Genomic DNA, 23,552 nt, shown 5'->3' with positions numbered 1-23,552 from the left:
CGTCACCCTACGTGTGTGTCCGGCATGCCCGGCGTACGCGCCGGGGCGCGCCAGTCGGCAGCGAGCGCCGGTTCCAAGTGGTCCAGGTAGAGCTCGGTCAGCCTCCTGATCGACTCCGGGCTGGTGTCCTCGCCCTGCCCCCACAGCCGCCCCGTCACCCGCATGACGCCGGTGAACGCCGCGACGGCGATACGTGGCCGCGGGTCGGTGTCCAGGTCGAGCCCTTCGCGGTCGGCGACGATCTGCGCGGTCTGCTCCTCCAGCTCGGTGGAGCGGCGCAGATGGGCGGCGAGCAGGGCGGGCGTCGATTCGATCATCAGGTAGGTGCGCATGTGCAGTTCGACCGGGACGACTGCTTCGATCGCCTCGCCGATGGTGTCCCAGGCGAAGAGGACCGCGTTGCGCATGGCGGCGAACGGCCGCTCGTCGGCGGGACGCGAGCGCAGCTCCGCCACGAAGTGCGACTCCACCATCTCCTGGACGGCGAAGGCGACTTCCTCCTTGCTGGCGAAATAGCGGAAGAAGGTGCGCTGGGAGACTTCGACGGTGTCGGCGATCTCGTCGACGGTCGTGTGCTCGTACCCCTGTGTGGTGAAGAGCTCGAGCGCGACCCGCAGCAGGGCGTCGCGGGTGCGCTGCTTCTTGCGCTCGCGCAGTCCCGTCGTCGACTCGCCGGTCGTCTGCTGCTCGGTCATCCGTGGGTGCGCCTCTTTTCGTCTTTGTCCAGCTCAGGATACCTGTGAGCTACGTGACAGTTACCAGCTTGTGAATTCGTTTGTCAACTGTCAGCGGCTGACATTAGCCTCGTGGGTATGACTAGTCAGACCACCATCGACAAGGCGCCGCCGCCGCAGGATCCCGCGCCTGCGCCGGCCAAGGGGCTCCGTGGCCACCCCTGGCTGACGCTCTTCGGAGTTGCCATCGGCGTGATGATGGTCGCGCTCGACGGCACGATCGTCGCGATCGCCAACCCCGCCATCCAGAAGGACCTCGGCGCCTCGCTCGCCGACGTCCAGTGGATCACCAACGGCTACCTCCTCGCCCTCGCCGTCGCCCTGATCACCGCGGGCAAGCTCGGCGACCGCTTCGGCCACCGCCAGACCTTCCTGATAGGCATCGCCGGCTTCGCTCTCGCCTCCGGGGCCATCGGCCTGTCCAGCGAGATCTCCCTGGTCATCACCTTCCGGGTACTCCAGGGACTGTTCGGCGCACTCCTCATGCCGGCCGCGCTCGGCCTGCTGCGCGCCACTTTCCCGGCCGAGAAGCTGAACATGGCCATCGGCATCTGGGGCATGGTCATCGGCGCGTCCACCGCCGGCGGCCCCATCGTCGGCGGTCTGCTCGTCGAGCACGTCAACTGGCAGTCCGTCTTCTTCATCAACGTGCCCGTCGGGATCGTCGCGCTGGCCTTCGGCCTGGTGATCCTCAAGGACCACCGCGCGGCGAACGCCCCGCGCTCCTTCGACATCCCCGGCATCGTGCTGCTCTCCGGCGCGATGTTCGCCATGGTCTGGGGCATCATCAAGGCCGGCGAGTGGGGCTGGGACAGCCCCAGCACCTGGGCCTGGCTGGGCGCTTCCGTCGTCCTCTTCGTGGTCTTCGCCGTCTGGGAGACGAAGGTCAAGGAACCGCTCATCCCGCTCGCCATGTTCCGGTCCGTCCCGCTCTCCGCGGGTGTCGTCCTCATGGTCCTCATGGCCATCGCCTTCATGGGCGGCCTGTTCTTCGTGACGTTCTTCCTTCAGGGCGTCCACGGCATGAGCCCGGTCGACAGCGGCCTGCACCTGCTGCCGCTGACCGGCATGATGATCGTCTCCTCGCCGCTGGCGGGCGTGCTCATCACCAAGTTCGGCCCGCGGGTCCCGCTCGTCGGCGGCATGGTCGCCACGGCGGCCGCCATGTTCGGCATGACGACGCTCACGGCCGACACGAGCACGCTGATGATGTCGCTGTGGTTCGGACTCCTGGGCCTCGGCCTCGCGCCGGTCATGGTCGGCGCCACCGAGGTCATCGTCGGCAACGCCCCGATGGAGCTCTCCGGGGTCGCGGGCGGTCTCCAGCAGGCCGCCATGCAGGTCGGCGGCGCCCTCGGCACCGCGGTCCTCGGCGCGATCATGTCCTCGAAGGTCAGCGCCGACTTCGCGGGCAACTGGAAGGAAGCCGGCATCCCGATTCCGGCCGACCCCAAGCTGGAGGAGGCGGCCGAGTTCGCCTCCGTGCCGGCGAAGGAGCTGGCCAAGGCGGGCCTGGAACCGCCGGTCATCGACAAGATCGGTGCGGTCATCCATGACACGTTCGTGTCGGGCATGCACCTCGCCTTCACCGTCGCCGGTGTCGTCGCCGTCGTCGCGGCGCTCGTCGCCACCTTGACGAAGCGCGGCGCGAACGCGGACGCGGCTGCGGGCGGCGCCCACATCTGACGTCAACCTGGTGCGTACGACAGCCCCGCCGGACGGTTCCGGCGGGGCTGTCGCCTATCCGGGTGGAACAGCCCCCACCCTCTTCCGCCGCCGCGTTCCCGCAGCTCAGGGTGAGGTCAACTGATCCACATCGCACGGGGGTTGATTCCGATGATGCGTACGACTGTCCTCGCGGCCGGAGCCCTGGCCCTCACCGCACTGCTGCCGCAACCCGCCCACGCGGGGCCGCAGCGTCTCGGCGCCTGCGCGACCGGGGAGCTCTGTCTCTGGGCCAAGCCGGACTTCAGGGGCGGCCGCCAGACCCACGAACTGTCCGGCACGGACATCGAGAGCTGCGTCGCGCTCCCACCCGGCACCGACGCCCAGTCCGTGGCCAACCGTACCGGCCGGCCGGTCACGACGTACCAGTCCGCGGAGTGCGCGGAGACGGGTGAGTTCGAGACGTATCCGGGCGGCGGGACGTGGGTGCCGCAATCTCCCTACCGGGTGCGGGCGTTCAAAGTGTGGGAGAACTGAGGGGGATGCCCGCGGGAAAGCGGGGCAAGCGGTGGTCAAGCCCGGATCACACGAATTCCAGGGCACGACTCAGGGAGTGACCATGGCGAGCAACAGCCGCACACACAGCCCGTCCAACACCAGCGCCCTCAGCTGGGTCTCACTCGTCTGCGGCATTGTCGGCTTCTTCACCCTCGGCATTGTCCTCGGTCCGATCGCGCTGATCACCGGCTGGATCGCCATGGGCAAGCGCTTCAACACCGGCAATGTCCCGGCCGTGATCGGCTTCGTACTCGGTCTGATCATCACCGTCCTCGCGATCATCGCGCTGATAGGCGGCGCGGCCGTCTACGGCATGTCGATCTGACGCGCCGCGCAGGATGCTCGTGGCGTCGGGGCCGTCCTCACGGGCGGCCCCTCAGGCGTACCGGGGGCCGAGGCCGCCGCCCCCGACGCCAGCTCCGAGACCTGCGCCCGCAGGGCCCGCACTTCCTCCGTGAGCAGCGCGATCGCGGCCGTCTGGCGGCGCCCCTCCACGTCGTCCCGCTCGAAGCGGGAGATGAACCAGGCCGCGATGTTCGCCGTCACCACACCCAGCAGCGCGATCCCCGAAAGCATCAGGCCGACCGCCAGCACCCGCCCGAGCCCGGTCGTGGGCGAATGGTCTCCGTACCCGACCGTCGTCATCGTCGTGAACGACCACCACACCGCGTCACCCAGCGTCTTGATGTTCCCGTCGGGGGAGCCCCGCTCGACCTCCAGTACGGCCAGCGAGCCGAACATCAGCAGACCCACGACCGCGCCCCCGACATACGTCGTGAGCTGGATCTGCGGCGCCATCCTGGCCCGTCGGCCGACCAGCAGCAGCGTGGAGACGAGCCGCAGCAGCTGGAGCGGGCGCAGCAGCGGCAGCAGTACGGCGAGCAGGTCCAGTGGATGGCTGCGGACGAACAGCCGCTTGCTGGGCGACAGCGACAGCCGTACGACGTAGTCCAGGGCGAACGCGCCCCACACCACCCACTCGGTCACCGTGCAGACCCGCCGCACCACGCTGTTGGCGTCGGGAGCGACGATCGGGACCGCGTACGCGACGGCGAATGCCCCTGCCAGCCCCAGCAGGATCCCCTGTGTGCGCTGTTCCCACCGGATCTGCGCGGTCTGCACCTTCATGCCCGAATGGTAGGGAACGACGACGGGCGGCGGACCAGAGGGTCCCGCCGCCCGTCGCCGTTCTACGAGGTGCTTACGCGTCGCCGCCGGCCGCACCGGGGTCGGCCGCCGACACGTCCAGCAGCCGGTAACGGTCGACCGCCTGCTTCAGCGCCGAGCGGTCGATCTTGCCCTCCTTGGCGAGCTCGGTGAGCACCGCCAGGACGATCGACTGCGCGTCGATGTGGAAGTAGCGGCGGGCCGCCCCACGGGTGTCGGCGAAGCCGAAGCCGTCCGCGCCGAGCGAGGAGTACACACCCGGTACCCAGCGCGAAATCTGGTCCGGAACCGAACGCATCCAGTCGGAGACCGCCACGAACGGACCCTGCGCGCCGGAGAGCTTCTGCGTCACGTACGGAACGCGCATCTCCTCCTCCGGGTGGAGCAGGTTGTACTCCTCCACCGAGACCGCGTCGCGGCGCAGCTCGTTCCAGGAGGTCGCGGACCAGACGTCGGCCTTGACGTTCCACTCGTCGGCGAGGATCTGCTGGGCCTCGACCGCCCACGGGACCGCCACACCGGAGGCCATGATCTGGGCCGCGATCGCGCCCTTCTCGCCCTCCTTGAAGCGGTAGATGCCCTTGAGGATGCCCTCGGCATCGACGTTCTCGGGCTCGGCCGGGTGCTGGATCGGCTCGTTGTAGACGGTCAGGTAGTAGAAGATGTCCTCGTTCTCGTCGGCGGTCCCGCCGTACATCCGCTTCAGACCGTCCTCGACGATGTGCGCGATCTCGTACCCGAAGGCCGGGTCGTACGACACACAGGCCGGGTTCGTCGAGGCGAGCAGCTGCGAGTGGCCGTCGGCGTGCTGGAGGCCCTCACCGGTCAGAGTCGTACGACCGGCGGTCGCGCCCAGAACGAATCCGCGCGCGAGCTGGTCGGCCATCTGCCAGAACTGGTCGCCGGTCCGCTGGAAACCGAACATCGAGTAGAAGACGTAGACCGGGATCAGCGGCTCGCCGTGCGTCGCGTACGCCGAACCCGCGGCGATCAGCGAGGCGGTGCAGCCCGCCTCGGAGATGCCGTCGTGCAGCATCTGGCCGGTCGGCGACTCCTTGTACGCGAGCAGCAGGTCGCGGTCGACCGCCTCGTACTGCTGGCCGAGCGGGTTGTAGATCTTCGCACTCGGGAAGAAAGCGTCCATACCGAAGGTGCGGTACTCGTCGGGCGCGATCAGCACGAACCGCTTGCCGATCTCCTTGTCCCGCATGAGGTCCTTCAGCACGCGCACGAACGCCATGGTCGTGGCGATCGACTGCTGACCGGACCCCTTCTTCGCGGCCGCGTACGTCTTCTCGGCCGGCAGCGGCAGCGGCTTCGCCCGTACGACACGCGTCGGTACGTACCCGCCCAGCGCGTTGCGCCGGTCGTGCATGTACTGGATCTCCTCGGACTTGCGGCCCGGGTGGTAGTACGGCGGGTAGCCCTCGTCCAGCTGCTTGTCCGTGATCGGGATGTGCAGCCGGTCGCGGAAGCGCTTCAGGTCCTCGACCGTCAGCTTCTTCATCTGGTGGGTCGCGTTGCGGCCCTCGAAGTTCGGCCCCAGCGTCCAGCCCTTGACGGTCTGGGCGAGGATCACGGTCGGCTGGCCCTTGTGCGCCTTGGCCGCCGCGTACGCCGCGTACACCTTCTTGTGGTCGTGACCGCCGCGTCCCAGGTGCAGGATCTGGTCGTCGGTCATGTTCTCGACCATGGCGCGCAGCCGGTGGTCGTCACCGAAGAAGTGGTTGCGGATGTACGCGCCCGTCTCCGTCGCGTACGTCTGGAACTGACCGTCCGGGGTCGTGTTGAGCCTGTTGACCAGCACGCCGTCGCGGTCCTGCGCGAGCAGCGGGTCCCAGCTCCGGTCCCAGACCAGCTTGATGACGTTCCAGCCGGCGCCACGGAACTGCGACTCCAGCTCCTGGATGACCTTGCCGTTGCCGCGCACCGGGCCGTCGAGGCGCTGGAGGTTGCAGTTGACGACGAAGGTCAGGTTGTCGAGGTTCTCACGGGCGGCGATGGAGAGCTGGCCGAGCGACTCGGGCTCGTCCATCTCGCCGTCACCGAGGTACGCCCAGACATGCGACTTGGAGGTGTCGGCGATGCCGCGCGCCTCCATGTAGCGGTTCATCCGCGCCTGGTAGATCGCGCCGAGGGGGCCGAGGCCCATCGAGACGGTCGGGAACTCCCAGAAGTCCGGCATCAGCCGCGGGTGCGGGTACGACGACAGACCGTTCGGCGCCTTCGACTTCTCCTGGCGGAAGGCGTCGAGCTGCTGCTCGCTCAGCCGGTCCAGCAGGAACGCGCGGGCGTAGATCCCGGGGGAGGCGTGCCCCTGGAAGAAGATCTGGTCGCCGCCGTCGCCCTCGTCCTTGCCCCGGAAGAAGTGGTTGAAGCCGACGTCGTACAGGGAGGCGGAAGAGGCGAACGTGGCGATGTGACCGCCGACGCCGATCCCCGGGCGCTGCGCGCGGGACACCATCACGGCCGCGTTCCAGCGGGTCGCGTTGAGGACCTTGCGCTCGATCTCCTCGTTGCCGGGGAAGAACGGCTCGTCCTTGGTGGCGATGGTGTTGACGTAGTCCGTGCTGCGCATCTCGGGGACGGCGACGCGCTTCTCGCGCGCGCGTTCGATGAGGCGGAGCATCAGGTAGCGGGCGCGCTCGCGGCCCCGCTCGTCGACGGCGGCGTCGAGGGAGTCGAGCCATTCCTGGGTCTCTTCAGGATCAAAGTCCGGGACCTGGCTCGGAAGGCCGCCAATGATGATCGGATTACGATCGGATCCGGAAGCCACGCTGTTCCTTCGCTGGTTGGGTCTTGAGGGGTGTCGCGCCGCCTCCATCGTGTACCCCGGAATCGCAAACGTCACCTCTACCGAGGGGTAACCACCACTCGGCAAAGAGGCTCGGCGTCGGCCCGGGGATGGGTCCGGCCAAATCGCAACCTTACGCCCAACGCGTTTATGCGTTCCGTAAGGCTGTTCGGGCCCGATTGGCCCACCGAAGCCGCGTAGGCTTACAAACGTGTCCCAAAGGTGTGGGATGGATCACCGAACCCGTCTCCGGCCTCGTCTGGAGTTGCGGTGAACCGGCCCCATCCGTCACCGTTTCGGCTGTCTCCACGGCCGGGTACTTGCGCGATCGGTCCCGCACGTGTGGACTACGGCCAACGCCCACGCACGCGCGTGGGCTGAAGGTATTCCCCAAAACATGATCAGGAGGCAATCCGTGAGCGCGACCGCGGACCACGCGGAGGAGCGGACCAACCCGGCGCTACGCCTGGGGTTCGAGCCCGGACAGGTGGTCCAGGAGATCGGCTACGACGACGACGTCGAGCAGGAACTCCGTGAGGGCATTGAGGCGATCACCGGCCAGGAAATCGTCGACGAGGACTACGACGACGTCGCCGACGTCGTTCTTCTCTGGTTCCGTGACGAGGACGGCGACCTTACGGACGCGCTGGTGGACGCCATTGGTCTGCTTGAGGAAGGCGGCATCGTACTGCTGCTGACTCCGAAGACCGGCCGCGACGGCTACGTCGAGCCCAGCGACATCAGCGAGGCCGCCCAGACGGCAGGTTTTTCCCAGACGAAGACCTTCAGTGCGGGCAAGGACTGGAGCGCAGGCCGGCTGGTGACCCCGAAGGCAGGCAAGCGCTGAGCCACCGCCGCGTCCGAGCAGACTCCTCATGAGCAGGCTGCGCCCAAGGCGAAACAGGGCCCCCGCCGACGTCTGTCGGCGGGGGCCCTGTGCGTAGGCTGGCCGGACACCAATGGCCCAATGACTCCATGAGGAGATGCGCATCCATGGCGATCGAGGTGGGCAGCGAGGCCCCGGACTTCGAGCTGAAGGACAACCACGGTCGCACGGTGAAGCTGTCCGACCTCCGGCTTCCCGGCGTCGGCAAGAACGTGGTCCTGGTCTTCTACCCGTTCGCCTTCACCGGTGTCTGTACGGGCGAGCTGCGGGCGCTGCGCGACGAACTGCCGAAATTCGTCAACGACGACGTACAGCTGCTCGCCGTGTCCACCGACTCCATCCACACTCTGCGCGTCTACGCCGAGCAGGAGGGCTTCGAGTTCCCGCTCCTGTCGGACTTCTGGCCGCACGGTGAGGCCTCGCGCGCGTACGGCGTCTTCGACGAGGACAAGGGCTGCGCGGTGCGCGGCACCTTCGTCATCGACAAGGCGGGCGTGGTGCGCTGGACCGTGGTGAACGGGCTGCCCGACGCCCGGGACCTCGACGACTACCTCAAGGCGCTGGGCACGCTCTGAAGCGAGTCGCCGAACGCCCGAAAAATCGCGACACCGGGCATGCTGCGTACGGGAACCGGTCACTAGGATCGACTCGTTGATCCGATGCCGGCGCATTACGGGGGTCCCTCGGCCCCTCGACACATTTTTTGGAGGACTCGTGGGAGTCAGCCTCAGCAAGGGCGGCAACGTCTCGCTGACCAAGGCCGCCCCCAACCTGACCGCGGTCATCGTCGGTCTGGGCTGGGACGCTCGTACCACCACCGGGGGTGACTTCGACCTCGACGCCAGCGCGCTGCTGACCAACGCGGAGGGCAAGGTCACCAACGACTCGAACTTCGTCTTCTTCAACAACCTCAAGAGCCCCGACGGCTCCGTCGAGCACACCGGTGACAACACCACCGGTGAGGGCGAGGGCGACGACGAGGTCATCAAGGTGAACCTGGCCGGTGTGCCGGCCGACGTCGCCAAGATCGTGTTCCCGGTCTCGATCTACGAGGCCGAGGCCAGGCAGCAGAGCTTCGGCCAGGTCCGCAACGCGTACATCCGCGTCGTGAACCAGGCCGACAACACGGAGCTGGCGCGCTACGACCTGAGCGAGGACGCCTCGACCGAGACCGCGATGGTCTTCGGCGAGCTGTACCGCAACCAGGCGGAGTGGAAGTTCCGGGCCATCGGCCAGGGTTACGCCTCGGGCCTGCGCGGCATCGCGCAGGACTTCGGCGTCAACGTCTGAGCGAGGCCCCTCTCTTCGTCCGGCGCCGCACACCCGTACCCGCGGCGCCGGACGCGTCGCCTCACCACTCATTTCCGTACCGCGGGGAGGAAGCAAGATCATGGGCGTCACGCTCGCCAAGGGAGGCAATGTCTCCCTCTCCAAGGCCGCACCGGACCTCACTCAGGTGCTGGTCGGGCTCGGCTGGGATGCGCGCTCCACCACCGGAGCCCCCTTCGACCTCGATGCCAGCGCGCTGCTGTGCCAGAACGGCCGGGTGCTCGGCGACGAGTACTTCGTCTTCTACAACAACCTCAAGAGCCCCGAGGGCTCGGTCGAGCACACCGGTGACAACCTGACCGGTGAGGGCGACGGCGACGACGAGTCGATGATCATCGACCTCTCCCTCGTGCCCGAGCACTGCGACAAGATCGTCTTTCCCGTCTCGATCCACGACGCCGACAATCGCGGGCAGACGTTCGGCCAGGTCAGCAATGCCTTCATCCGGGTGGTGAACCAGGCGGACGGTCAGGAGCTGGCCCGTTACGACCTCTCCGAGGACGCCTCCAGCGAGACCGCGATGATCTTCGGTGAGGTGTACCGGTACGGCGGAGAATGGAAGTTCCGAGCCGTCGGCCAGGGGTATGCGTCGGGTCTGCGGGGCATCGCCCTAGACTTCGGCGTCAACGTTTCGTAAAGCCGCGCACGGCGCGGAGGAGACCCGTACTTACACGATGGGGTAACCAGTGGTTCTGAAAACCTTCGGCTGGTCGTTTGCCGTCACGGCATTCGGTCTGGCCTTCGCCGCCTGGCAGTGGGGGTGGGAGGCGTTCGGGATCGTACTGATCCTGTCGATCCTCGAGATCTCACTGTCCTTCGACAACGCGGTTGTCAACGCCGGAATCCTGAAGAAGATGAATGCCTTCTGGCAGAAGATCTTCCTCACCATCGGCATCCTGATCGCCGTTTTCGGTATGCGGCTGGTCTTCCCTGTCGCCATTGTCGCGATCAGTGCCAAGGTCGGTCCCATCGAGGCGATTCAGCTCGCGATGGACCAGCCCCAGCAGTACGAAGCCCTGGTCACGGACGCCCACCCGGCGATCGCGGCCTTCGGCGGAATGTTCCTGCTCATGATCTTCCTGGACTTCATTTTCGAGGACCGGGACATCAAGTGGCTCGGCTGGCTCGAGCGTCCGCTGGCCAAGCTCGGCAAGGTCGACATGCTGTCGGTCTGCATCGCGCTCATCGTCCTGCTCGGCACGGCGATGACCTTCGCGACGCACGCGCACACGAGCACGGGGTACCAGGACAAGTCGGCCACGGTACTGCTCTCCGGCGTCGCCGGCCTGATCACGTACCTCATCGTCGGTGGTCTCTCCAGTCACTTCGAGAACAAGATCGAGGAAGAAGAGGAACGCGAGCACGACGAGGAGGAGAAGGCCAAGGCGGAAGGCAAGCAAGTCTCCGCCGTCGGTCTGGCGGGCAAGGCCGCGTTCTTCCTCTTCCTGTACCTGGAAGTCCTCGACGCCTCGTTCTCGTTCGACGGTGTCATCGGCGCCTTCGCCATCACGAACCACATCTTCTGGATGGCGCTCGGCCTCGGTATCGGCGCGATGTACGTACGTTCGCTCACCGTCTACCTGGTCCGTCAGGGCACCCTTGACGACTACGTCTACCTGGAGCACGGCGCGCACTACGCGATCGGCGCGCTCGCGACCATCCTGCTGATCACCATCGAGCACGAGATCAGCGAGATCATCACCGGTCTCGTCGGTGTCTTCCTGATCGCGGCCTCGTTCTGGTCCTCGATCCGCCGCAACAAGCGCCTCGCGGCCGCCGAGGGCGGCAGCGGGCCGTCCTCGGGGGACAAGACTGAGGTCGGGTCCGGGGTGTGACCCGGTAGGGATTGAGGAACGCTCTGAGCGGGGCGGTCACGAGGCGTCGGCCTCGAGACCGCCCCGTGAGGCTTTACGGGCGTGGCGCGGGGGCTCTACGAGACACCTGGGGGTGGGTGGGATGGCTATCTGGGACAGCCTGCGGCGGGACAGGTCGGCCGAGCAGTTCGCGTCCGGCAATGCCGCGTCCAACGCGATCGAGCTGACCAAGCGGAATCCGTCGGTCTCGCTCACCAAGCAGGGCGCGACCACCGGCAATCTGCGCGTCAACCTTTCGTGGCGGATGCGCACTTCGGACATCGGGGGCAACAAGCCGCGGCGCGGTGGGAGCGTGCTGCGCCGGCCGTTCAAGTTCTTCCAGCCGGAACTGGTGCAGGCGCACACCCAGGGCGTGGTCAACGTCGACCTCGACCTCGGCTGCCTGTACGAGCTGGTGGACGGCACCAAGGGCGTCGTACAGCCGCTGGGCAGCTTCTTCGGCAGCCTGAACGAGCCGCCGTACGTCAAACTCAGCGGCGACGACCGCTTCGGCTCCCCGTCGGGCGAGACGATCTACGTGAACCTCGACCACCGAGAATCGATCAAGCGACTGCTGGTCTTCGTCTACATCTACGACCAGACGCCGGCCTTCGACCGTACGCACGCCGTGGTGACGCTCTTCCCGAGCAATGGCCCCCGGATAGAAATCGAACTGGACGAACGCGCCCCGCAGGCCCGCTCGTGCGCCGTGTTCACCGTCGAGAACAGCAAGGGCGACCTGATGGTGCGCCGCGAGGTGAAGTTCGTCTACGGCTTTCAGGCGGAACTGGACCGCCTGTACGGCTGGGGTCTGCAGTGGGGCCGCGGCTACAAGACGAAGGCGTGACGCCGGGGGCTGCGTATCGCCGCCCAGGCAAGTTCCAGCCCGTCCGGCGTTTGAGGCCCCCGTCCCGCTCTACTGCCCGCGCACGAACTGCGGCCCCTGCGGCGGCAGCCGGAAATTCGGGTCCGGAGCGAAGGCGGCCGCGGCAGCGGGCTGCGGGTACCCGTAGGCGGGCTGAGTCGATGCCGACTGGGGAAACCCATAGGCGGGCGCAGGCGCGGCAGCGGGCTGCTGCGGATAACCGTACGCAGGCTGCATCGGCTGCGTGGGATCAGCCGACGTGGCCTGATCAGACGCAGACGCAGCGGCGGACGCAGAGGTCGGCGGCGACGCCTCAGACCCAGCGTCCTCGTCCCCCGATCCCGCCCCCTCCGTCTCGTCCACGGAGATCCCGTGGTCCGTGGCGAGCCCGATCAACCCGTTCGAGTACCCCTCGCCCAGCGCCCGGAACTTCCAGCCCTCGCCCCGCCGGTAAAGCTCCCCGCAGATCAGCGCGGTCTCCGCCCCCGTCTCGGGCCTGACCTCGAAGTACGCGAGCGGCTCACCGCTCCCGGCCGCGCCGGCGTCGTACACCTGGATGCACAGGTCCCGTACGCGCTCGAACGGCACATCGTCCGTCGACGCGACGATAAGGACCCGGTCCACGGCCGGTTCGAGCGCCGCGAGGTCCGTCTGCACCGAGTCGGTGACCCCGTCGGGCAGCCGCTTCTTGCCGAGGCTCCGCACCAGGCCCGAGGGGTGGCGGGGCTGGTTGTAGAAGACGAAGTCCTCGTCGGAGCGTACGCGCCGGTCGACGCCGAGCAGCAGGGCCGAGGCGTCCACTTCGGGGACGTCCGGGCCGGGAGTCCAGCGCAGCACAGCCCTTACGGCCGTGGCTTCGAGCGGGACGTTCGAGCCCTTCAGCATGGCGTGCGTCATGCCCGTCATCCTGCCCTCCCGGGGCCGCCACCTACAACGCGGGGCCCTCGCAGGCGTAAGTGGATTCACGTGGGTAACCTGAAATTCACGTATGCAGGGAACTCTTGACACTGCTCCTACGTACTATTACCGGCCATACAACGATGGGCCGACACGGCAGCACGGGGGGATTTTCATGCGTCATTTCGGGCATATCCCGCCCACTGTCCGGGAGAACCTGTTCCACCAGGAGCCGGTCGTATTCGACTCCGGCTCCTGTGCCCGTACGCTTTCCGCCGCTCTCGGCGCCACGCTCTACAGCCCGGCCACCCGGCCGCGGCTCGCCGACGACGTGGCCAAGCAGGGGCGGCGCGGAGTCGTCTCGATGGTGCTCTGCCTGGAAGATTCCATCGACGACGCGGAAGTCGCCGGAGCCGAGGAGAATCTCGTCCGGCAGTTCGCGGAGCTCCACGAGCGGGACACGGAGCTGCCGCTGCTGTTCGTCCGGGTCCGCGAGCCCGCGCAGATTCCCGATCTGGTGCACCGGCTCGGGGCCTCGGCACGGCTGCTGTCCGGATTCGTACTGCCGAAGTTCACCGAGGAGCGCGGCGTCGCCTTCCTGGAGGCGCTCACGGCCGCGGAGGCGGCGAGCGGGCATCGCCTCTTCGCGATGCCCGTGCTCGAATCGCCGCAGCTGCTCCATCTGGAGACCCGCGCCGAGACGCTCGCCGGCATCGCCCGCACCGTCGACAAGTACCGGGAGCGCGTGCTGGCACTGCGCCTGGGCGTCACCGATTTCTGCTCGGCGTACGGGCTGCGCAGGGCGCCCGACATGACGGCGTACGACGTCCAGATCGTGGCCGGGGTCATCGCCGACGTGGTGAATGTGCTCGGCCGGTCGGACGGCACGGGTTTCACGATCACCGGCCCGGTGTGGGAGTACTTCCGGGTCCAGGAGCGGATGTTCAAGCCGCAGCTGCGCCGCAGCCCCTTCGTGGGGCAGGCGGAGGCGCTGCGCGCGTCGCTCATCGAGCACGACATGGACGGGCTGCTGCGGGAGATCTCGCTGGACCGCGCGAACGGGCTGCTGGGCAAGACCTGCATCCACCCGTCGCACGTGCTGCCCGTGCACGCGCTGTCGGTGGTCAGCCACGAGGAGTTCAGCGACGCGCAGGACATCCTGCGGCCGGAGCGGGACGGTGGCGGAGTGATGCGTTCCGCGTATACGAACAAGATGAACGAAGTGAAACCGCATCGCGCGTGGGCCGAGCGCACGCTGCTGCGGGCCGAGGTCTTCGGCGTGGCGCGCGAGGACATCGGCTTCGTGGAGCTGCTGACAGCGGGGATATCCGACTGAGATGGGGACGAACGACGTGGTGTGGTCGGGAACGTGGGTCGCGGAGCGGCTCGGCGTCGAACTCGTCGGTGACGGCGAGGGGCAGGAGCCGGGCGGGCTGAACGATCTGCTGGGCCTGGCCCTGCGCCGCAACCCGAAGCGGGCCCATCTGCTGGTGTCGAACGTACTGGGCAAGCACGTGCCGCAGTTGCCTTCGCGGGTGTACCGCGCGGGGTTCGCGCTCGGCGAGGACGTACGGAAGCTGCTGGGCGACGAGGCGGCCGCGGGCGCGGTGGTCCTCGGGTACGCCGAGACGGCGACCGGGCTCGGGCACGCGGTGGCGGACGGCGTGGGCGTAGCGCCGTACCTCCACTCGACGCGCCGCCCGGTCGACGGCGTCGCGACGGCAGGCGGCTTCGAGGAGTCCCACTCGCACGCCACCTCGCACCTGCTGCTGCCGGAGGACCCCGCGCTGCTGGCCGGAGAAGGGCCGCTGGTCCTGGTCGACGACGAGTTCTCCACCGGCAACACGGTGCTCAACACCATCCGCGACCTGCACGAACGCTATCCGCGCGAGTGGTACGTGATCGTGGCCCTGGTCGACATGCGCTCGGTGCGGGACCGGGGGCGGCTGGAGGACTTCGCGCGCGAGATCGGCGCCCGGGTCGACCTGATCGCGATGGCCTCGGGCACGGTCCGCCTCCCGCAGGACGTACTGGAAAAGGGCCAGGCCCTGGTTGCGCGGTACGACGTCACCCCGGCAGTCGGCCCGAGGCGCGCAGCGCCCGCCGGCGCGGGAGCCGCCCACGTGTCCACCGTCGTCCCTGACCCCCTCGTCCCCAGTGCTGGGACCGTCCGCGTCGAACTGGGCTGGCCAGGTGGCGTTCCGGACGGAGGCCGGCACGGTTTCGTTCCCGCGCACCGGGCCGCACTGGAGGCCGCGCTGCCGGGCATGGCGGAACGTATCGCCGGGGCGCTTCCCGAAGACGCCCGCCGCGTACTGGTCCTCGGCTTCGAGGAGCTGATGTACGCCCCGCTCAGGCTGGCCACCGCGCTGGAGGAGCGCGTCGACGCCGAGGTGCGGTACTCGACGACCACCCGCTCACCCGTGCTCGCCGTCGACGACCCGGGCTACGCGATCCGCACCCGGATCGTCTTCCCCGCGCACGACAACCCCGCCGACGGCCCCGGCACGCGCTACGCCTACAACGTCGCGGGCGCCGGCTTCGACGCCGTCGTCGCCGTGGTCGACTCCGCCGCCGACACCCCCGGACTGCACGCCCAGGACGGCCTGCTCGCGGGCCTCGCCGCCCACACCGGGCAGGTGGTGCTGGCAGTCGTCCCTTCGTACATACCCGGTGTGCCCGGCATACCCGACGACGCACCCGAGCAAGCCCACCAACGGCAGGAGCCGCCCATGCCCGAGCCCCTTCGCGGCCCCGCCTTCTCGTCCTACGCGCCCGAGGACGTCGGCTGGCTCCTCCAGGACCTCTCGGACGTCGAGCTGGAGGCCCCGACGGAGGAGCGCGAAGAAGCGATCCAGAGCGGTGGCGCCCACTACGCCGAGTCGCTGCCCGTCGAGTACCAGCCGACCGTCCAGTACCAGCAGCTCTTCAAGGCGGCTCTCGAGACTTCGGCAGCCCGCATCGCCCGCGCTGTCGCCACCGTCACCGAGACCGTCCTCGCCGAACGCTCCCCGCGTCCCGTACTGGTCTCCCTCGCCCGCGCCGGCACGCCCGTCGGCGTACTCATGCGGCGCTATGCCCAGCACCGGCACGGGCTCGACCTCCCGCACTACGCCGTGTCCATCGTCCGCGGCCGGGGCATAGACGAGACCGCCCTGCGCTGGCTCGCCGCACACCACGACCCGGCCGACGTCGTCTTCGTCGACGGATGGACGGGCAAGGGCGCGATCACCCGTGAACTCGCCCAGGCCCTGGACGGCTTCGCCGCCGCCACCGGCATCCACGGCTTCGACCCGGAGATCGCCGTCCTCGCCGACCCCGGCGGCTGTGTGAAGACCTACGGCACCCGCGAGGACTTCCTCATCCCTTCCGCCTGCCTCAACTCCACGGTCTCCGGCCTGATTTCGCGTACGGTCCTCCGTTCCGACCTGGTCGGCCCGGACGACTTCCACGGAGCGAAGTTCTACCGCGAACTCGCGGACGACGACGTGTCCGGTCACTTCCTCGACACCGTCGCCGCCCGCTTCGACGAGGTCGCGGACGCCGTGGACGCCGAGGTCAAGGAACTGCTGTCGGCGGACCGCGCCCCCACCTGGGAGGGCTGGGCGGCCGTCGAGCGGATCAGCGAGGAGTACGGCATCCACGACGTGAACCTCGTCAAGCCCGGCGTCGGCGAGACCACCCGAGTCCTGCTGCGCCGCGTCCCCTGGAAGATCCTCGCCAAGCGCGACGCCGGCGCGGACCTCGACCACGTGCGGCTCCTGGCGGAACAGCGCGGTGTCCCCGTCGAAGAGGTCGACGGGCTCCCGTACACCTGCGTCGGACTGATCCACCCCCAGTACACACGCGGCGCCACCGGCGCGGACGGCAAGGCGGTAGAAGCCAAGTGACCAGCGAGCCTCCCGTCCTGGTCGCCAGCGATCTCGACCGCACCCTCATCTACTCCACGGCGGCCCTCGGCCTGCGAATGCCCGACGCCGAGGCGCCGCGCCTGCTCTGCGTCGAGGTGTACCAGAGCAAGCCGCTCTCCTACCTGACGGAGACCGCCGCCGGCCTGATGGGGCAGCTCGCCGCCGAGACCTGCTTCGTACCGACGACCACGCGCACCCGCGAGCAGTACCACCGCATTCGACTCCCCGTCCCCACCCCCCGTTTCGCGATCTGCGCCAATGGCGGACACCTCCTGGTCGACGGCGTGTCCGACCCGGACTGGCAGACGCAGGTGGCCAAGAGGCTCGCGGACGAGTGCGCCTCCCTGGCCGAGGTCCGCGCCCACCTCGCCGCCGCTGCCGACCCCGCGTGGCTGCTCAAGGAGCGGGTCGCCGAGGACCTCTTCGCCTATCTCGTCGTCGAACGCGCGCTGCTGCCGGAGGAGTGGGTCAAGGAACTCGGAGAGTGGGCGCAGGAACGAGGCTGGACGGTCTCCCTCCAGGGCCGCAAGATCTACGCCGTACCGAAACCGCTCACCAAGAGCGCGGCCATGCGCGAGGTGGCCCGCCGCACCGGCGCCGCACTCACCCTCGCCGCAGGTGACTCCCTCCTCGACGCGGATCTGCTGCTGGCGGCCGACCACGGCTGGCGGCCCGGACACGGCGAGCTGGCCGACACGGGCTGGACCGCCCCCCAGGTCACCGTCCTGCCCGAGGCGGGCGTCGCGGCGGGCGAAGAGATCCTGCGCTCCTTCATCCGCGCCGCCGGCCGGCACCCGGCCTGAGCATCCGGCGGACCACGAAGAGCAGCACCGCCAGCACGGCCCCCACGAGCACCACCTTCGAGTACGCGGATACGTAACCCGTCACGTCCTCCCAGTTCTCGCCCAGCGTGTAGCCGGCGAGGACGAAGACGGTGTTCCATATCGCGCTGCCGAGCGTCGTGAGCCCGAGGAAGACCGGCAGCGGCATGCGCTCGACCCCGGCGGGCACCGATATCAGGCTCCGGAAGATCGGGATCATCCGCCCGAAGAACACGGCCTTGGTGCCGTGCCGCAGGAACCACGCCTCGGTCCGCTCGATGTCGGAAACCTTCACCAGCGGCAGCTTGGCGGCTATCGCGACGGTCCGCTCGCGCCCGAGCAGCGCCCCCACCCCGTACAGCGCGAGCGCACCGATCACCGAGCCCGCCGTGGTCCACAGCAGGGCGGCGATCAGACTCATCCGTCCGGTACTGGCGGCGAATCCGGCCAACGGCAGGATCACCTCACTGGGCAGGGGCGGGAACAGGTTCTCCAGGGCGATGGCGATGCCCGCGCCCGGCGCCCCGAGCGTGTCCATGAGGGAGTTGATCCACTGGGGTGCGCTGCTTCCGATCATGCGCGTCACAATAGAATCCCGCGCCTGAAGCCACCCTGAAGCGGGTCGCGGGCCGACTACCGTGAGGGACGCGATGAGCAAGGGAAACAGCACTCCACTCACCGACGAGCTGTACGCGTACATGCTGGCGCACAACCCGCCGCTGGACGCCGGGCAGCGGGACCTCGTCGAGACGACCTACCGGCAGCTCCCGGAGCACGCGGGCATGCAGTCCGCCGAGGAGCAGGGGCCGCTCCTCGCGTTCCTGGTCCGGCTGACCGGGGCGCGGCACGTCGTCGAGATCGGTACGTTCACCGGTTTCTCCGCGCTGTCGATGGCGCAGGCCCTGCCCGCCGAGGGGCGGCTGATCACGTGCGACGTATCGGAGGAGTGGACGGCGTACGCCCGCGAGGCCTGGGCGAAGGCGGGCGTCGCCGACCGTGTCGAGCTGCGCATCGGTCCCGCTGTGGACACCTTGCGCGCCATGCCCGCCGAGCCGCACATCGACTTGGCCTATCTCGACGCCGACAAGGTCAATTACGTCCCGTACTGGGAGGAACTGGTGCCCAGGATGCGCCAGGGCGGAGTGATCGCCACCGACAACGTCTTCTTCCACGGCGGCGTGACGGACCGGGACGCGACGGGCGCGGCGGCCGCGATCAAGGAGTTCAACGACCGGGTGACGGCCGACGAGCGCATGGAGAGCATCATGATCCCGGTGGCGGACGGGGTGACGCTCTCCAGGAAGCGCTGAGCGCCGACCTTCAGCCGGCCGGTCCAGCCTGGCCTCAGCCGCAGCACCCGCCGCCGCAGCTCAGCCGCAGCACCCGCCGCCGCAGCACCCGCCGCCGCCCCCGCCAGAGGGTGCGGGGGAGGCGGACTTGGCCGTTCCGCCCACGGCGACGGCGGACAGCAGCTTGACGGTGTCGTCGTGCCCGTCCGGGCAGGTGGCGGGCGCGGAGGACTCGGCCATGGGCCGGTTCAGCTCGAAGCTGGTGCCGCAGGAGCGGCAGCGGTACTCGTAACGGGGCATGCGAACAGGTTACTGAGTCGCCGTCCGGGTCAGGAGCCCGCGCCCCGTTCCTCCCGGATGTCGGAGACGACCCGCGCCACCGTGCGCCGTACTCCCTCCATCTCGGTCAGGAAGTGCCAGTAGTCGGGGTGGCGGCCTTCCAGACCCGCGACGGCCCGGTCCAGCCGGGCCACCGAATCGTCCAGCGGGCGGGCATGCCTGGGGTCGGGAGTATGGCGCCCGGCCATGGCCAGCCGCTGGGCGTCCCTGATCGCGAACCGCGTCCGCTCGGTCTCCTGCTGCGGGTCCTTGGACACGGCGTTGAGCCGCTGCAGCCGGTCGCCCGCCGCCGAAACGGCCTCGTCGGTGGAGTTCAGCAGCGCTCTGACCGTGCTGAGCAGGGAAGTGGCGTCGGGCCACCGCTGCTCGTCCCGCGCCTTCGCCGCCTCCTCGATCTTCTCCTCCGCCTGCCGGACCGTGCTCGCCGTCTGCGCGGGTACGCCCTGGAGGTCCTGCCAGCACGCGGCCGTGAACCGGCGCCGCAGCTCGCTCAGGATCGGCTCGACCTTGCCCGCCCGGGTCGTCAGCGCCTGCGCCCGGGTCCGCAGCGACACCAGCCGCCGGTCGATCTCCGCAGCCCGCTCTGGCAGTCGCTCGGCCTCGGTCCGTACGGCCTCGGCATCCCGCACCACCTGGTCCGCGCGCTGGAGCGTCTCCGGTACGCCGTGCCGCCCGGCCCCCTGGTTGAGCTTGGTCAGCTCGGGCGCGAGGGCCGCGAGCCGGGCCGCGAGATCATCGGCCCTGAGCCCCGAGGCCCGTACCGCGTCGAGCGCGTTGCTCGCGGCGAGCAACGCCTGGCGGGCCCGCTCCACGGCGGGCGCGAGCCGGGCGAGCTGCGTCTCCGCCGTGTCGAGCAGCGGCCCGAGTGCATGCGCGTACCGGTCGAGCTCGGCCTTGACCCGTACGAGTTCGTCCTTCGCGCTGCTCAGCTCCGCACGCGCCCTGGCGGCCGTGGAGGCCTCCAGGTCGTCGCGGTCGAGGTCGTGGGCGTCGACGGCCGTGATGTACGTACGGCTGGCCTCGTCGATACGCCGCCCCAGCGCCGCGAAGTCCTCCACGGCCTTGCGGCCCTTCGGCGAACTGTCCACCGCCGTGATCGTCTCGATCGAGATCCGCAGGTCGCGCTGGGCGGTGTCCAGCTCGTAGAAGGCCGCGGCGGCGGCGTCCTTCGCGGCCTGGGCGTCGGCGCGCACATTTTCTCCGCGCCCGCCGAACCAGCGCCTCGTACCACCGCCGGCGAAGGCGAACGGAAGCGACGCGACGAGCAGCGGCACCGGCAGAAGCACGAGCGCGACGACGTCCCTGACGGCACCCGCTTTCGTACGGCGGCGTACTCGCTGCGTGTACGGCTGCGCGTGTGTCGCCGTCACATCCCTCTCCCGTACTGTGTCCGCCCGTGCCTGGTTCATTCTCCCACCAGGTAGGACGAACGCACGGGCCGGTTAGTTCGCGCTTCGCACGGTGACTTCCCCGTTGTCGCTGCGCGCCCTCACCACATGCGGGCTGTTCGGGTCGCGCGGTACGTCGATGTCGATGTCCCCGTTGTCGCTCTTCGCCGTAACGCTGTAGGTGGCCCGGGGCAGGTCGATGCCGATCTCGCCGTTGTCGCTCACGCTCTCCACCAGGTCCGGGACGACCGTGAAGGCCATCCGGACACTCCCGTTGTCGGAGACCGCGTTCACCCGCTTGGAGGAGATGCCCTCCGCGACGATCCCCCCGTTGTCGCTGATCAGCTCCAGCTGCCCGCTGGAGTCCTTGACGGTGACCTCACCGTTGTCGGAGCGAATCTTCAGGGCCTTGTCGAACCCGGCGGCCGTCACGCTCCCGTTGTCGTTCTTCACGGTCACGGCGACCCCGCGCGGCACCTTCACCCGGTGCCACGACTCGCAGTCGCTCGCCATTGCGTCGCAGCGCTGCCGCAGCGTCAGCTTTCCGCCGTTCATCTCCCACGTGGCCTCGGGCCCCTCCCCGAGGAATACCCACCCGTCGGCCCGCCGCGTGACCTCCACGTCCTTCACGTCTGCCGGAACGAGCTCGAGGGCGGAGTTGTCGGCGTCAACGGTCAGCGTGTCCCCACTGAACGGAAACGACCGCTGCTCGGCCGGCGCGTCCTTGGCCTCGACGCCACAGCCACTCAGAGCGACCATGCCGACGACGGCCCCGCCGACAGCGAGAAAGGTGCGGGTACGAAGTGCCACGGTGATCGGTCCCCCAGGTAGTCCCCACGTGTGAGCCTTCACCGTACGAACGGCCCCCACCCCAGCACGATGCGGACCACCACCGAAACCGTGGTGGGGTTATCCCCACCACCCCCACCCCCCCGACGGCCTGCGACCAGCGAACCGATTGCAGACCCCGCCCCTGATCCATGTACGCTGTTCCCTCATCCACGGGTGCGTAGCTCAGGGGTAGAGCGCCGCTCTTACAAAGCGGATGTCGGCGGTTCGAACCCGTCCGCGCCCACCGTGAATAGCTGCTGGTAGCAGCAGGGTTTGGCCCCCCGGCCGTGATCGACCGGGGGGCCTTCCTCGTCTGCGATCCCCGCCGCGCGCCGCTGGGGGTGAGTTCGCCAGGACCGCCACTCGAAAGAGGGCTTGCTCAGCAGTGTGGGGCACGTAGGCGAACGCTCGCGAGTCACGCGAGGGCACGTACGAGCATCGTGCCGGTGTCGCGCGGGCGGGTCGGCGCGGGCAGGATGTCGGCCGTCGCTGCCGCGTAGCCGTGCAGGGTGAGTATCCGCAGCCAGTGGTCTGGTTCGTAGTCCCAGCGAGGCACGGTCACCTTCCCCGCGCGCTCCGCCTCGTCGCTGAACCGGCCACCGGGCGGGAATTGAGAAAACGCGAGCACTCCCCCTGGACGGAGCCTCGGCCGGATGGCTGCCAGCAGCAGTGCGGGATTGGTGAACCAGACGGCGCCGAAGACGGAGTAGATCGCATCGAACCGGCTGCTGCCTGCTGCCAGGTAGGAGAGGGCGTCGGTGGCGTGCAGCTCGAGCGCATTGCCCCAGCGGTGGGCGTCGGCCAGCTGGACGGCTGACACGTCGACGCCGACGGTTCGGGCTCCGAGGGTGGCGATGTGGACGAGGTTGTCGCCCTTGCCGCAGCCCAGTTCGAGGACCTCGGAGCCGGGGCCGATGGCGAGGACTTCGGCGCCTGGGCCGTGGTCGGGATACTGGGTCCAGTTGAACCACGTGGTGGCGCCAGCTCCGTTGGCAGGCGGGCGTGGCTTGACACGCAGGGCGTACTCGTCCCAGACGGAATCAGGGGACATGAGGCTCTCCGGGCAGACAGGGCCCCGGCCGCTGGTGGTGCGACCGGGGCCTGATCGGGCGGGCTCAGTCCGTGGTGGGCAGCTGGTAGACGAAGCTGCGGAACCGCGCAGGCTCTTCGCCTTCGGGGGTCTGCTGCTTGGCCTCTTCCTGCTGCTCACGCACGAAGTCGACGAGGGCCGCGTACCGGGGGTCTGTCCACTCCGTCATGGTGTGTGTCCTCCCATCCGGTAGCAGGGTACGCGCGAGGGCTCAGCCGGGCAGGCACTCAGGCTTGGGGCCCGGCTTGATGGTGCAGTTCGGTGCGTGCTGGCACTTGGCGCTGACCTCAATGAGCGTGACGTCGGGGGCCACCCACAGCTCACGGTCGACGCTGAACCCGGCCGCCTGGATGGCGTTCATGGTGCGGTCGATGAACTCGGGGTCGTAGCGGCCGCTGTCGGGCAGCTCGGGGTAGTGGTGGACGAACCCGCCGCCGAGGTGGTCGCACAGGCCGGCGTACAGGTCGGTGTGCAGGATGAGGGCGTGCCAGCCCTCGTCGACGATGCGGGACGGGGCGATGCCCTTCGCTCCCTCCGCTGCCACGGCGACGAACTTGATCGCCTCCAGTGTGATGCGGTCGGCGACGCCCTCCGCCATGCCGGGGTTGTCTTTCTGCACGGTGGCGGCGACGCCGTGGAACTGGGCGGGTGTGAGGTAAGACCGTGCGTCCCTTACTTGGGTCGCTGTGGTGGTGATACTCATGTGGTGCCTCCCGTTTTCTGGATGGGATGGACGTCCGCCTCGGCCGGGATTTCCTGGCCGGATGCATCGGCCGAGGCGGAATTTCAACGGGACCGTCGCTCAGGTGGGCAGACGAGGTGCCACTGGACAGTGGTGCCGGCCGCGGAGGCGACGTAAATGTCGTGCGAGGTGTACGGTTCGCCCGGCTTGATCGTCTGATCACATTTGCCGCAGATCACTGGGCCGCCGCCTTGTCGCCGTGGCTGTTACAGGCGCGCGGGTACCACTGGGTGACGTAGTCGAGCCGCTTGATCGGGCGCGGCCCCAGGTCTACCGCCGTGGCCGGGGTGAGGGTGATGCCGCAGTAGACGCAGTCCATGCCGCGCTGCTGGCGCTGGGACAGCTTCTCCAGCGGTGGCACTCTCGTGTCCGGCACGGCCGTTCCTCCCTGTC

At 68.9% G+C, this 23,552-nt stretch carries 25 protein-coding genes and 1 tRNA gene; 14 read left to right on the top strand and 12 right to left on the bottom strand.

What is annotated here, in order from left to right; genetic code table 11:
- Positions 1–2 precede the first annotated feature (2 nt).
- Positions 3–695, bottom strand: a complete 693-nt coding sequence (locus AC1P0E_RS09845) for a TetR/AcrR family transcriptional regulator (RefSeq protein ID WP_482741787.1) — start codon at positions 693–695, stop codon at positions 3–5.
- Positions 696–812: 117 nt separating this feature from the next.
- Between AC1P0E_RS09845 and AC1P0E_RS09840 the strand changes: the two genes are divergently transcribed.
- The 3 genes from AC1P0E_RS09840 to AC1P0E_RS09830 all read left to right on the top strand — a co-directional run bounded on the left by AC1P0E_RS09840 (position 813) and on the right by AC1P0E_RS09830 (position 3,282).
- A complete protein-coding gene (locus AC1P0E_RS09840; RefSeq protein ID WP_482741786.1) occupies positions 813–2,420 on the top strand; it encodes an MFS transporter in 1,608 nt (535 codons plus the stop codon).
- Between the two features lie 153 nt (positions 2,421–2,573).
- Positions 2,574–2,936, top strand: coding sequence for a peptidase inhibitor family I36 protein (locus AC1P0E_RS09835; protein ID WP_482741785.1), 363 nt, complete (start codon positions 2,574–2,576; stop codon positions 2,934–2,936).
- Between the two features lie 82 nt (positions 2,937–3,018).
- A complete protein-coding gene (locus AC1P0E_RS09830; protein ID WP_482741784.1) occupies positions 3,019–3,282 on the top strand; it encodes a DUF4190 domain-containing protein in 264 nt (87 codons plus the stop codon).
- Here the strand turns inward: AC1P0E_RS09830 and AC1P0E_RS09825 are convergent.
- Positions 3,264–4,085 carry a potassium channel family protein gene (locus tag AC1P0E_RS09825; protein ID WP_482741783.1) on the bottom strand — a complete coding sequence of 274 codons (822 nt, stop codon included), beginning with the start codon at positions 4,083–4,085 and terminating at the stop codon, positions 3,264–3,266. The two genes, AC1P0E_RS09830 and AC1P0E_RS09825, sit on opposite strands and share 19 nt — an antisense overlap.
- Positions 4,086–4,158: 73 nt before the next feature.
- Positions 4,159–6,900 carry a pyruvate dehydrogenase (acetyl-transferring), homodimeric type gene (gene aceE / locus AC1P0E_RS09820; RefSeq protein ID WP_482741782.1) on the bottom strand — a complete coding sequence of 914 codons (2,742 nt, stop codon included), beginning with the start codon at positions 6,898–6,900 and terminating at the stop codon, positions 4,159–4,161.
- Positions 6,901–7,333: 433 nt separating this feature from the next.
- Between aceE and AC1P0E_RS09815 the strand changes: the two genes are divergently transcribed.
- The 6 genes from AC1P0E_RS09815 (at position 7,334) to AC1P0E_RS09790 (ending at position 11,833) form a co-directional block, all read left to right on the top strand.
- Positions 7,334–7,765, top strand: coding sequence for a DUF3052 domain-containing protein (locus AC1P0E_RS09815; protein WP_482741781.1), 432 nt, complete (start codon positions 7,334–7,336; stop codon positions 7,763–7,765).
- Positions 7,766–7,911: 146 nt separating this feature from the next.
- Complete coding sequence (locus tag AC1P0E_RS09810; RefSeq protein ID WP_482741780.1) at positions 7,912–8,379, top strand: peroxiredoxin; 468 nt, start codon at positions 7,912–7,914, stop codon at positions 8,377–8,379.
- Positions 8,380–8,518: 139 nt separating this feature from the next.
- The gene (locus AC1P0E_RS09805) at positions 8,519–9,094 is read left to right on the top strand and encodes a TerD family protein (protein ID WP_138894399.1); all 576 of its coding nucleotides are present in this window, start codon (positions 8,519–8,521) and stop codon (positions 9,092–9,094) included.
- Between the two features lie 100 nt (positions 9,095–9,194).
- Positions 9,195–9,770 carry a TerD family protein gene (locus tag AC1P0E_RS09800; RefSeq protein WP_482741779.1) on the top strand — a complete coding sequence of 192 codons (576 nt, stop codon included), beginning with the start codon at positions 9,195–9,197 and terminating at the stop codon, positions 9,768–9,770.
- A 49-nt stretch (positions 9,771–9,819) separates the two neighbouring features.
- Positions 9,820–10,968 carry a DUF475 domain-containing protein gene (locus tag AC1P0E_RS09795; RefSeq protein WP_482741778.1) on the top strand — a complete coding sequence of 383 codons (1,149 nt, stop codon included), beginning with the start codon at positions 9,820–9,822 and terminating at the stop codon, positions 10,966–10,968.
- Positions 10,969–11,089: 121 nt separating this feature from the next.
- On the top strand, positions 11,090–11,833 hold the full coding sequence (locus tag AC1P0E_RS09790) for a TerD family protein (RefSeq protein WP_482741777.1): 744 nt from the start codon (positions 11,090–11,092) through the stop codon (positions 11,831–11,833).
- A 69-nt stretch (positions 11,834–11,902) separates the two neighbouring features.
- On the opposite strand, the gene AC1P0E_RS09785 is transcribed toward AC1P0E_RS09790, so the two are convergent.
- On the bottom strand, positions 11,903–12,748 hold the full coding sequence (locus AC1P0E_RS09785; RefSeq protein ID WP_482741776.1) for a TerD family protein: 846 nt from the start codon (positions 12,746–12,748) through the stop codon (positions 11,903–11,905).
- Between the two features lie 175 nt (positions 12,749–12,923).
- Between AC1P0E_RS09785 and AC1P0E_RS09780 the strand changes: the two genes are divergently transcribed.
- From AC1P0E_RS09780 to AC1P0E_RS09770, 3 genes are read left to right on the top strand one after another with little or no spacing between them, the layout of a single operon-like run.
- Entirely contained in the window at positions 12,924–14,084 is a 1,161-nt protein-coding gene (locus AC1P0E_RS09780) for an HpcH/HpaI aldolase/citrate lyase family protein (protein WP_482741775.1), read from the top strand.
- A gap of 1 nt (position 14,085) precedes the next feature.
- On the top strand, positions 14,086–16,638 hold the full coding sequence (locus AC1P0E_RS09775) for a phosphoribosyltransferase (RefSeq protein ID WP_482741774.1): 2,553 nt from the start codon (positions 14,086–14,088) through the stop codon (positions 16,636–16,638).
- Positions 16,635–17,462 carry an HAD family hydrolase gene (locus tag AC1P0E_RS09770; protein ID WP_482741773.1) on the top strand — a complete coding sequence of 276 codons (828 nt, stop codon included), beginning with the start codon at positions 16,635–16,637 and terminating at the stop codon, positions 17,460–17,462. The genes AC1P0E_RS09775 and AC1P0E_RS09770 overlap by 4 nt, the downstream gene beginning before the upstream one ends.
- Here AC1P0E_RS09770 and AC1P0E_RS09765 read toward each other — a convergent pair.
- Entirely contained in the window at positions 17,431–18,057 is a 627-nt protein-coding gene (locus AC1P0E_RS09765) for a DedA family protein (protein WP_482741772.1), read from the bottom strand. The two genes, AC1P0E_RS09770 and AC1P0E_RS09765, sit on opposite strands and share 32 nt — an antisense overlap.
- 73 nt (positions 18,058–18,130) lie before the next feature.
- On the opposite strand from AC1P0E_RS09765, the gene AC1P0E_RS09760 reads away from it, so the two are divergent.
- A complete protein-coding gene (locus AC1P0E_RS09760; protein WP_482741771.1) occupies positions 18,131–18,790 on the top strand; it encodes an O-methyltransferase in 660 nt (219 codons plus the stop codon).
- 60 nt (positions 18,791–18,850) lie between these two features.
- Here AC1P0E_RS09760 and AC1P0E_RS09755 read toward each other — a convergent pair whose 3' ends face one another.
- From AC1P0E_RS09755 to AC1P0E_RS09745, 3 genes are all read right to left on the bottom strand, one after another.
- Positions 18,851–19,069, bottom strand: coding sequence for an FmdB family zinc ribbon protein (locus tag AC1P0E_RS09755; protein ID WP_355715916.1), 219 nt, complete (start codon positions 19,067–19,069; stop codon positions 18,851–18,853).
- 29 nt (positions 19,070–19,098) lie between these two features.
- On the bottom strand, positions 19,099–20,478 hold the full coding sequence (locus AC1P0E_RS09750; RefSeq protein WP_482741770.1) for a hypothetical protein: 1,380 nt from the start codon (positions 20,476–20,478) through the stop codon (positions 19,099–19,101).
- A gap of 72 nt (positions 20,479–20,550) precedes the next feature.
- Positions 20,551–21,306 carry a DUF4097 family beta strand repeat-containing protein gene (locus AC1P0E_RS09745; RefSeq protein WP_482741769.1) on the bottom strand — a complete coding sequence of 252 codons (756 nt, stop codon included), beginning with the start codon at positions 21,304–21,306 and terminating at the stop codon, positions 20,551–20,553.
- A 193-nt stretch (positions 21,307–21,499) separates the two neighbouring features.
- On the opposite strand from AC1P0E_RS09745, the gene AC1P0E_RS09740 reads away from it, so the two are divergent.
- Positions 21,500–21,571: transfer RNA gene (locus AC1P0E_RS09740), tRNA-Val, on the top strand.
- A 171-nt stretch (positions 21,572–21,742) separates the two neighbouring features.
- Here AC1P0E_RS09740 and AC1P0E_RS09735 read toward each other — a convergent pair.
- From AC1P0E_RS09735 to AC1P0E_RS09720, 4 genes are all read right to left on the bottom strand, one after another.
- Positions 21,743–22,378, bottom strand: coding sequence for a class I SAM-dependent methyltransferase (locus tag AC1P0E_RS09735; RefSeq protein ID WP_482741768.1), 636 nt, complete (start codon positions 22,376–22,378; stop codon positions 21,743–21,745).
- Between the two features lie 64 nt (positions 22,379–22,442).
- Positions 22,443–22,586, bottom strand: coding sequence for a hypothetical protein (locus AC1P0E_RS09730; protein WP_482741767.1), 144 nt, complete (start codon positions 22,584–22,586; stop codon positions 22,443–22,445).
- A 42-nt stretch (positions 22,587–22,628) separates the two neighbouring features.
- On the bottom strand, positions 22,629–23,120 hold the full coding sequence (locus AC1P0E_RS09725; RefSeq protein ID WP_482741766.1) for a glycine-rich domain-containing protein: 492 nt from the start codon (positions 23,118–23,120) through the stop codon (positions 22,629–22,631).
- Positions 23,121–23,334: 214 nt separating this feature from the next.
- Entirely contained in the window at positions 23,335–23,535 is a 201-nt protein-coding gene (locus AC1P0E_RS09720) for a hypothetical protein (protein WP_482741765.1), read from the bottom strand.
- Between the last annotated feature and the right edge of the window lie 17 nt (positions 23,536–23,552).

This window comes from Streptomyces sp. TRD_SC_5 (assembly GCF_056836825.1).
The sequence above is the reverse complement of the archived record's forward strand: the minus strand, read 5'-3'. Positions and strand labels throughout refer to the sequence as shown.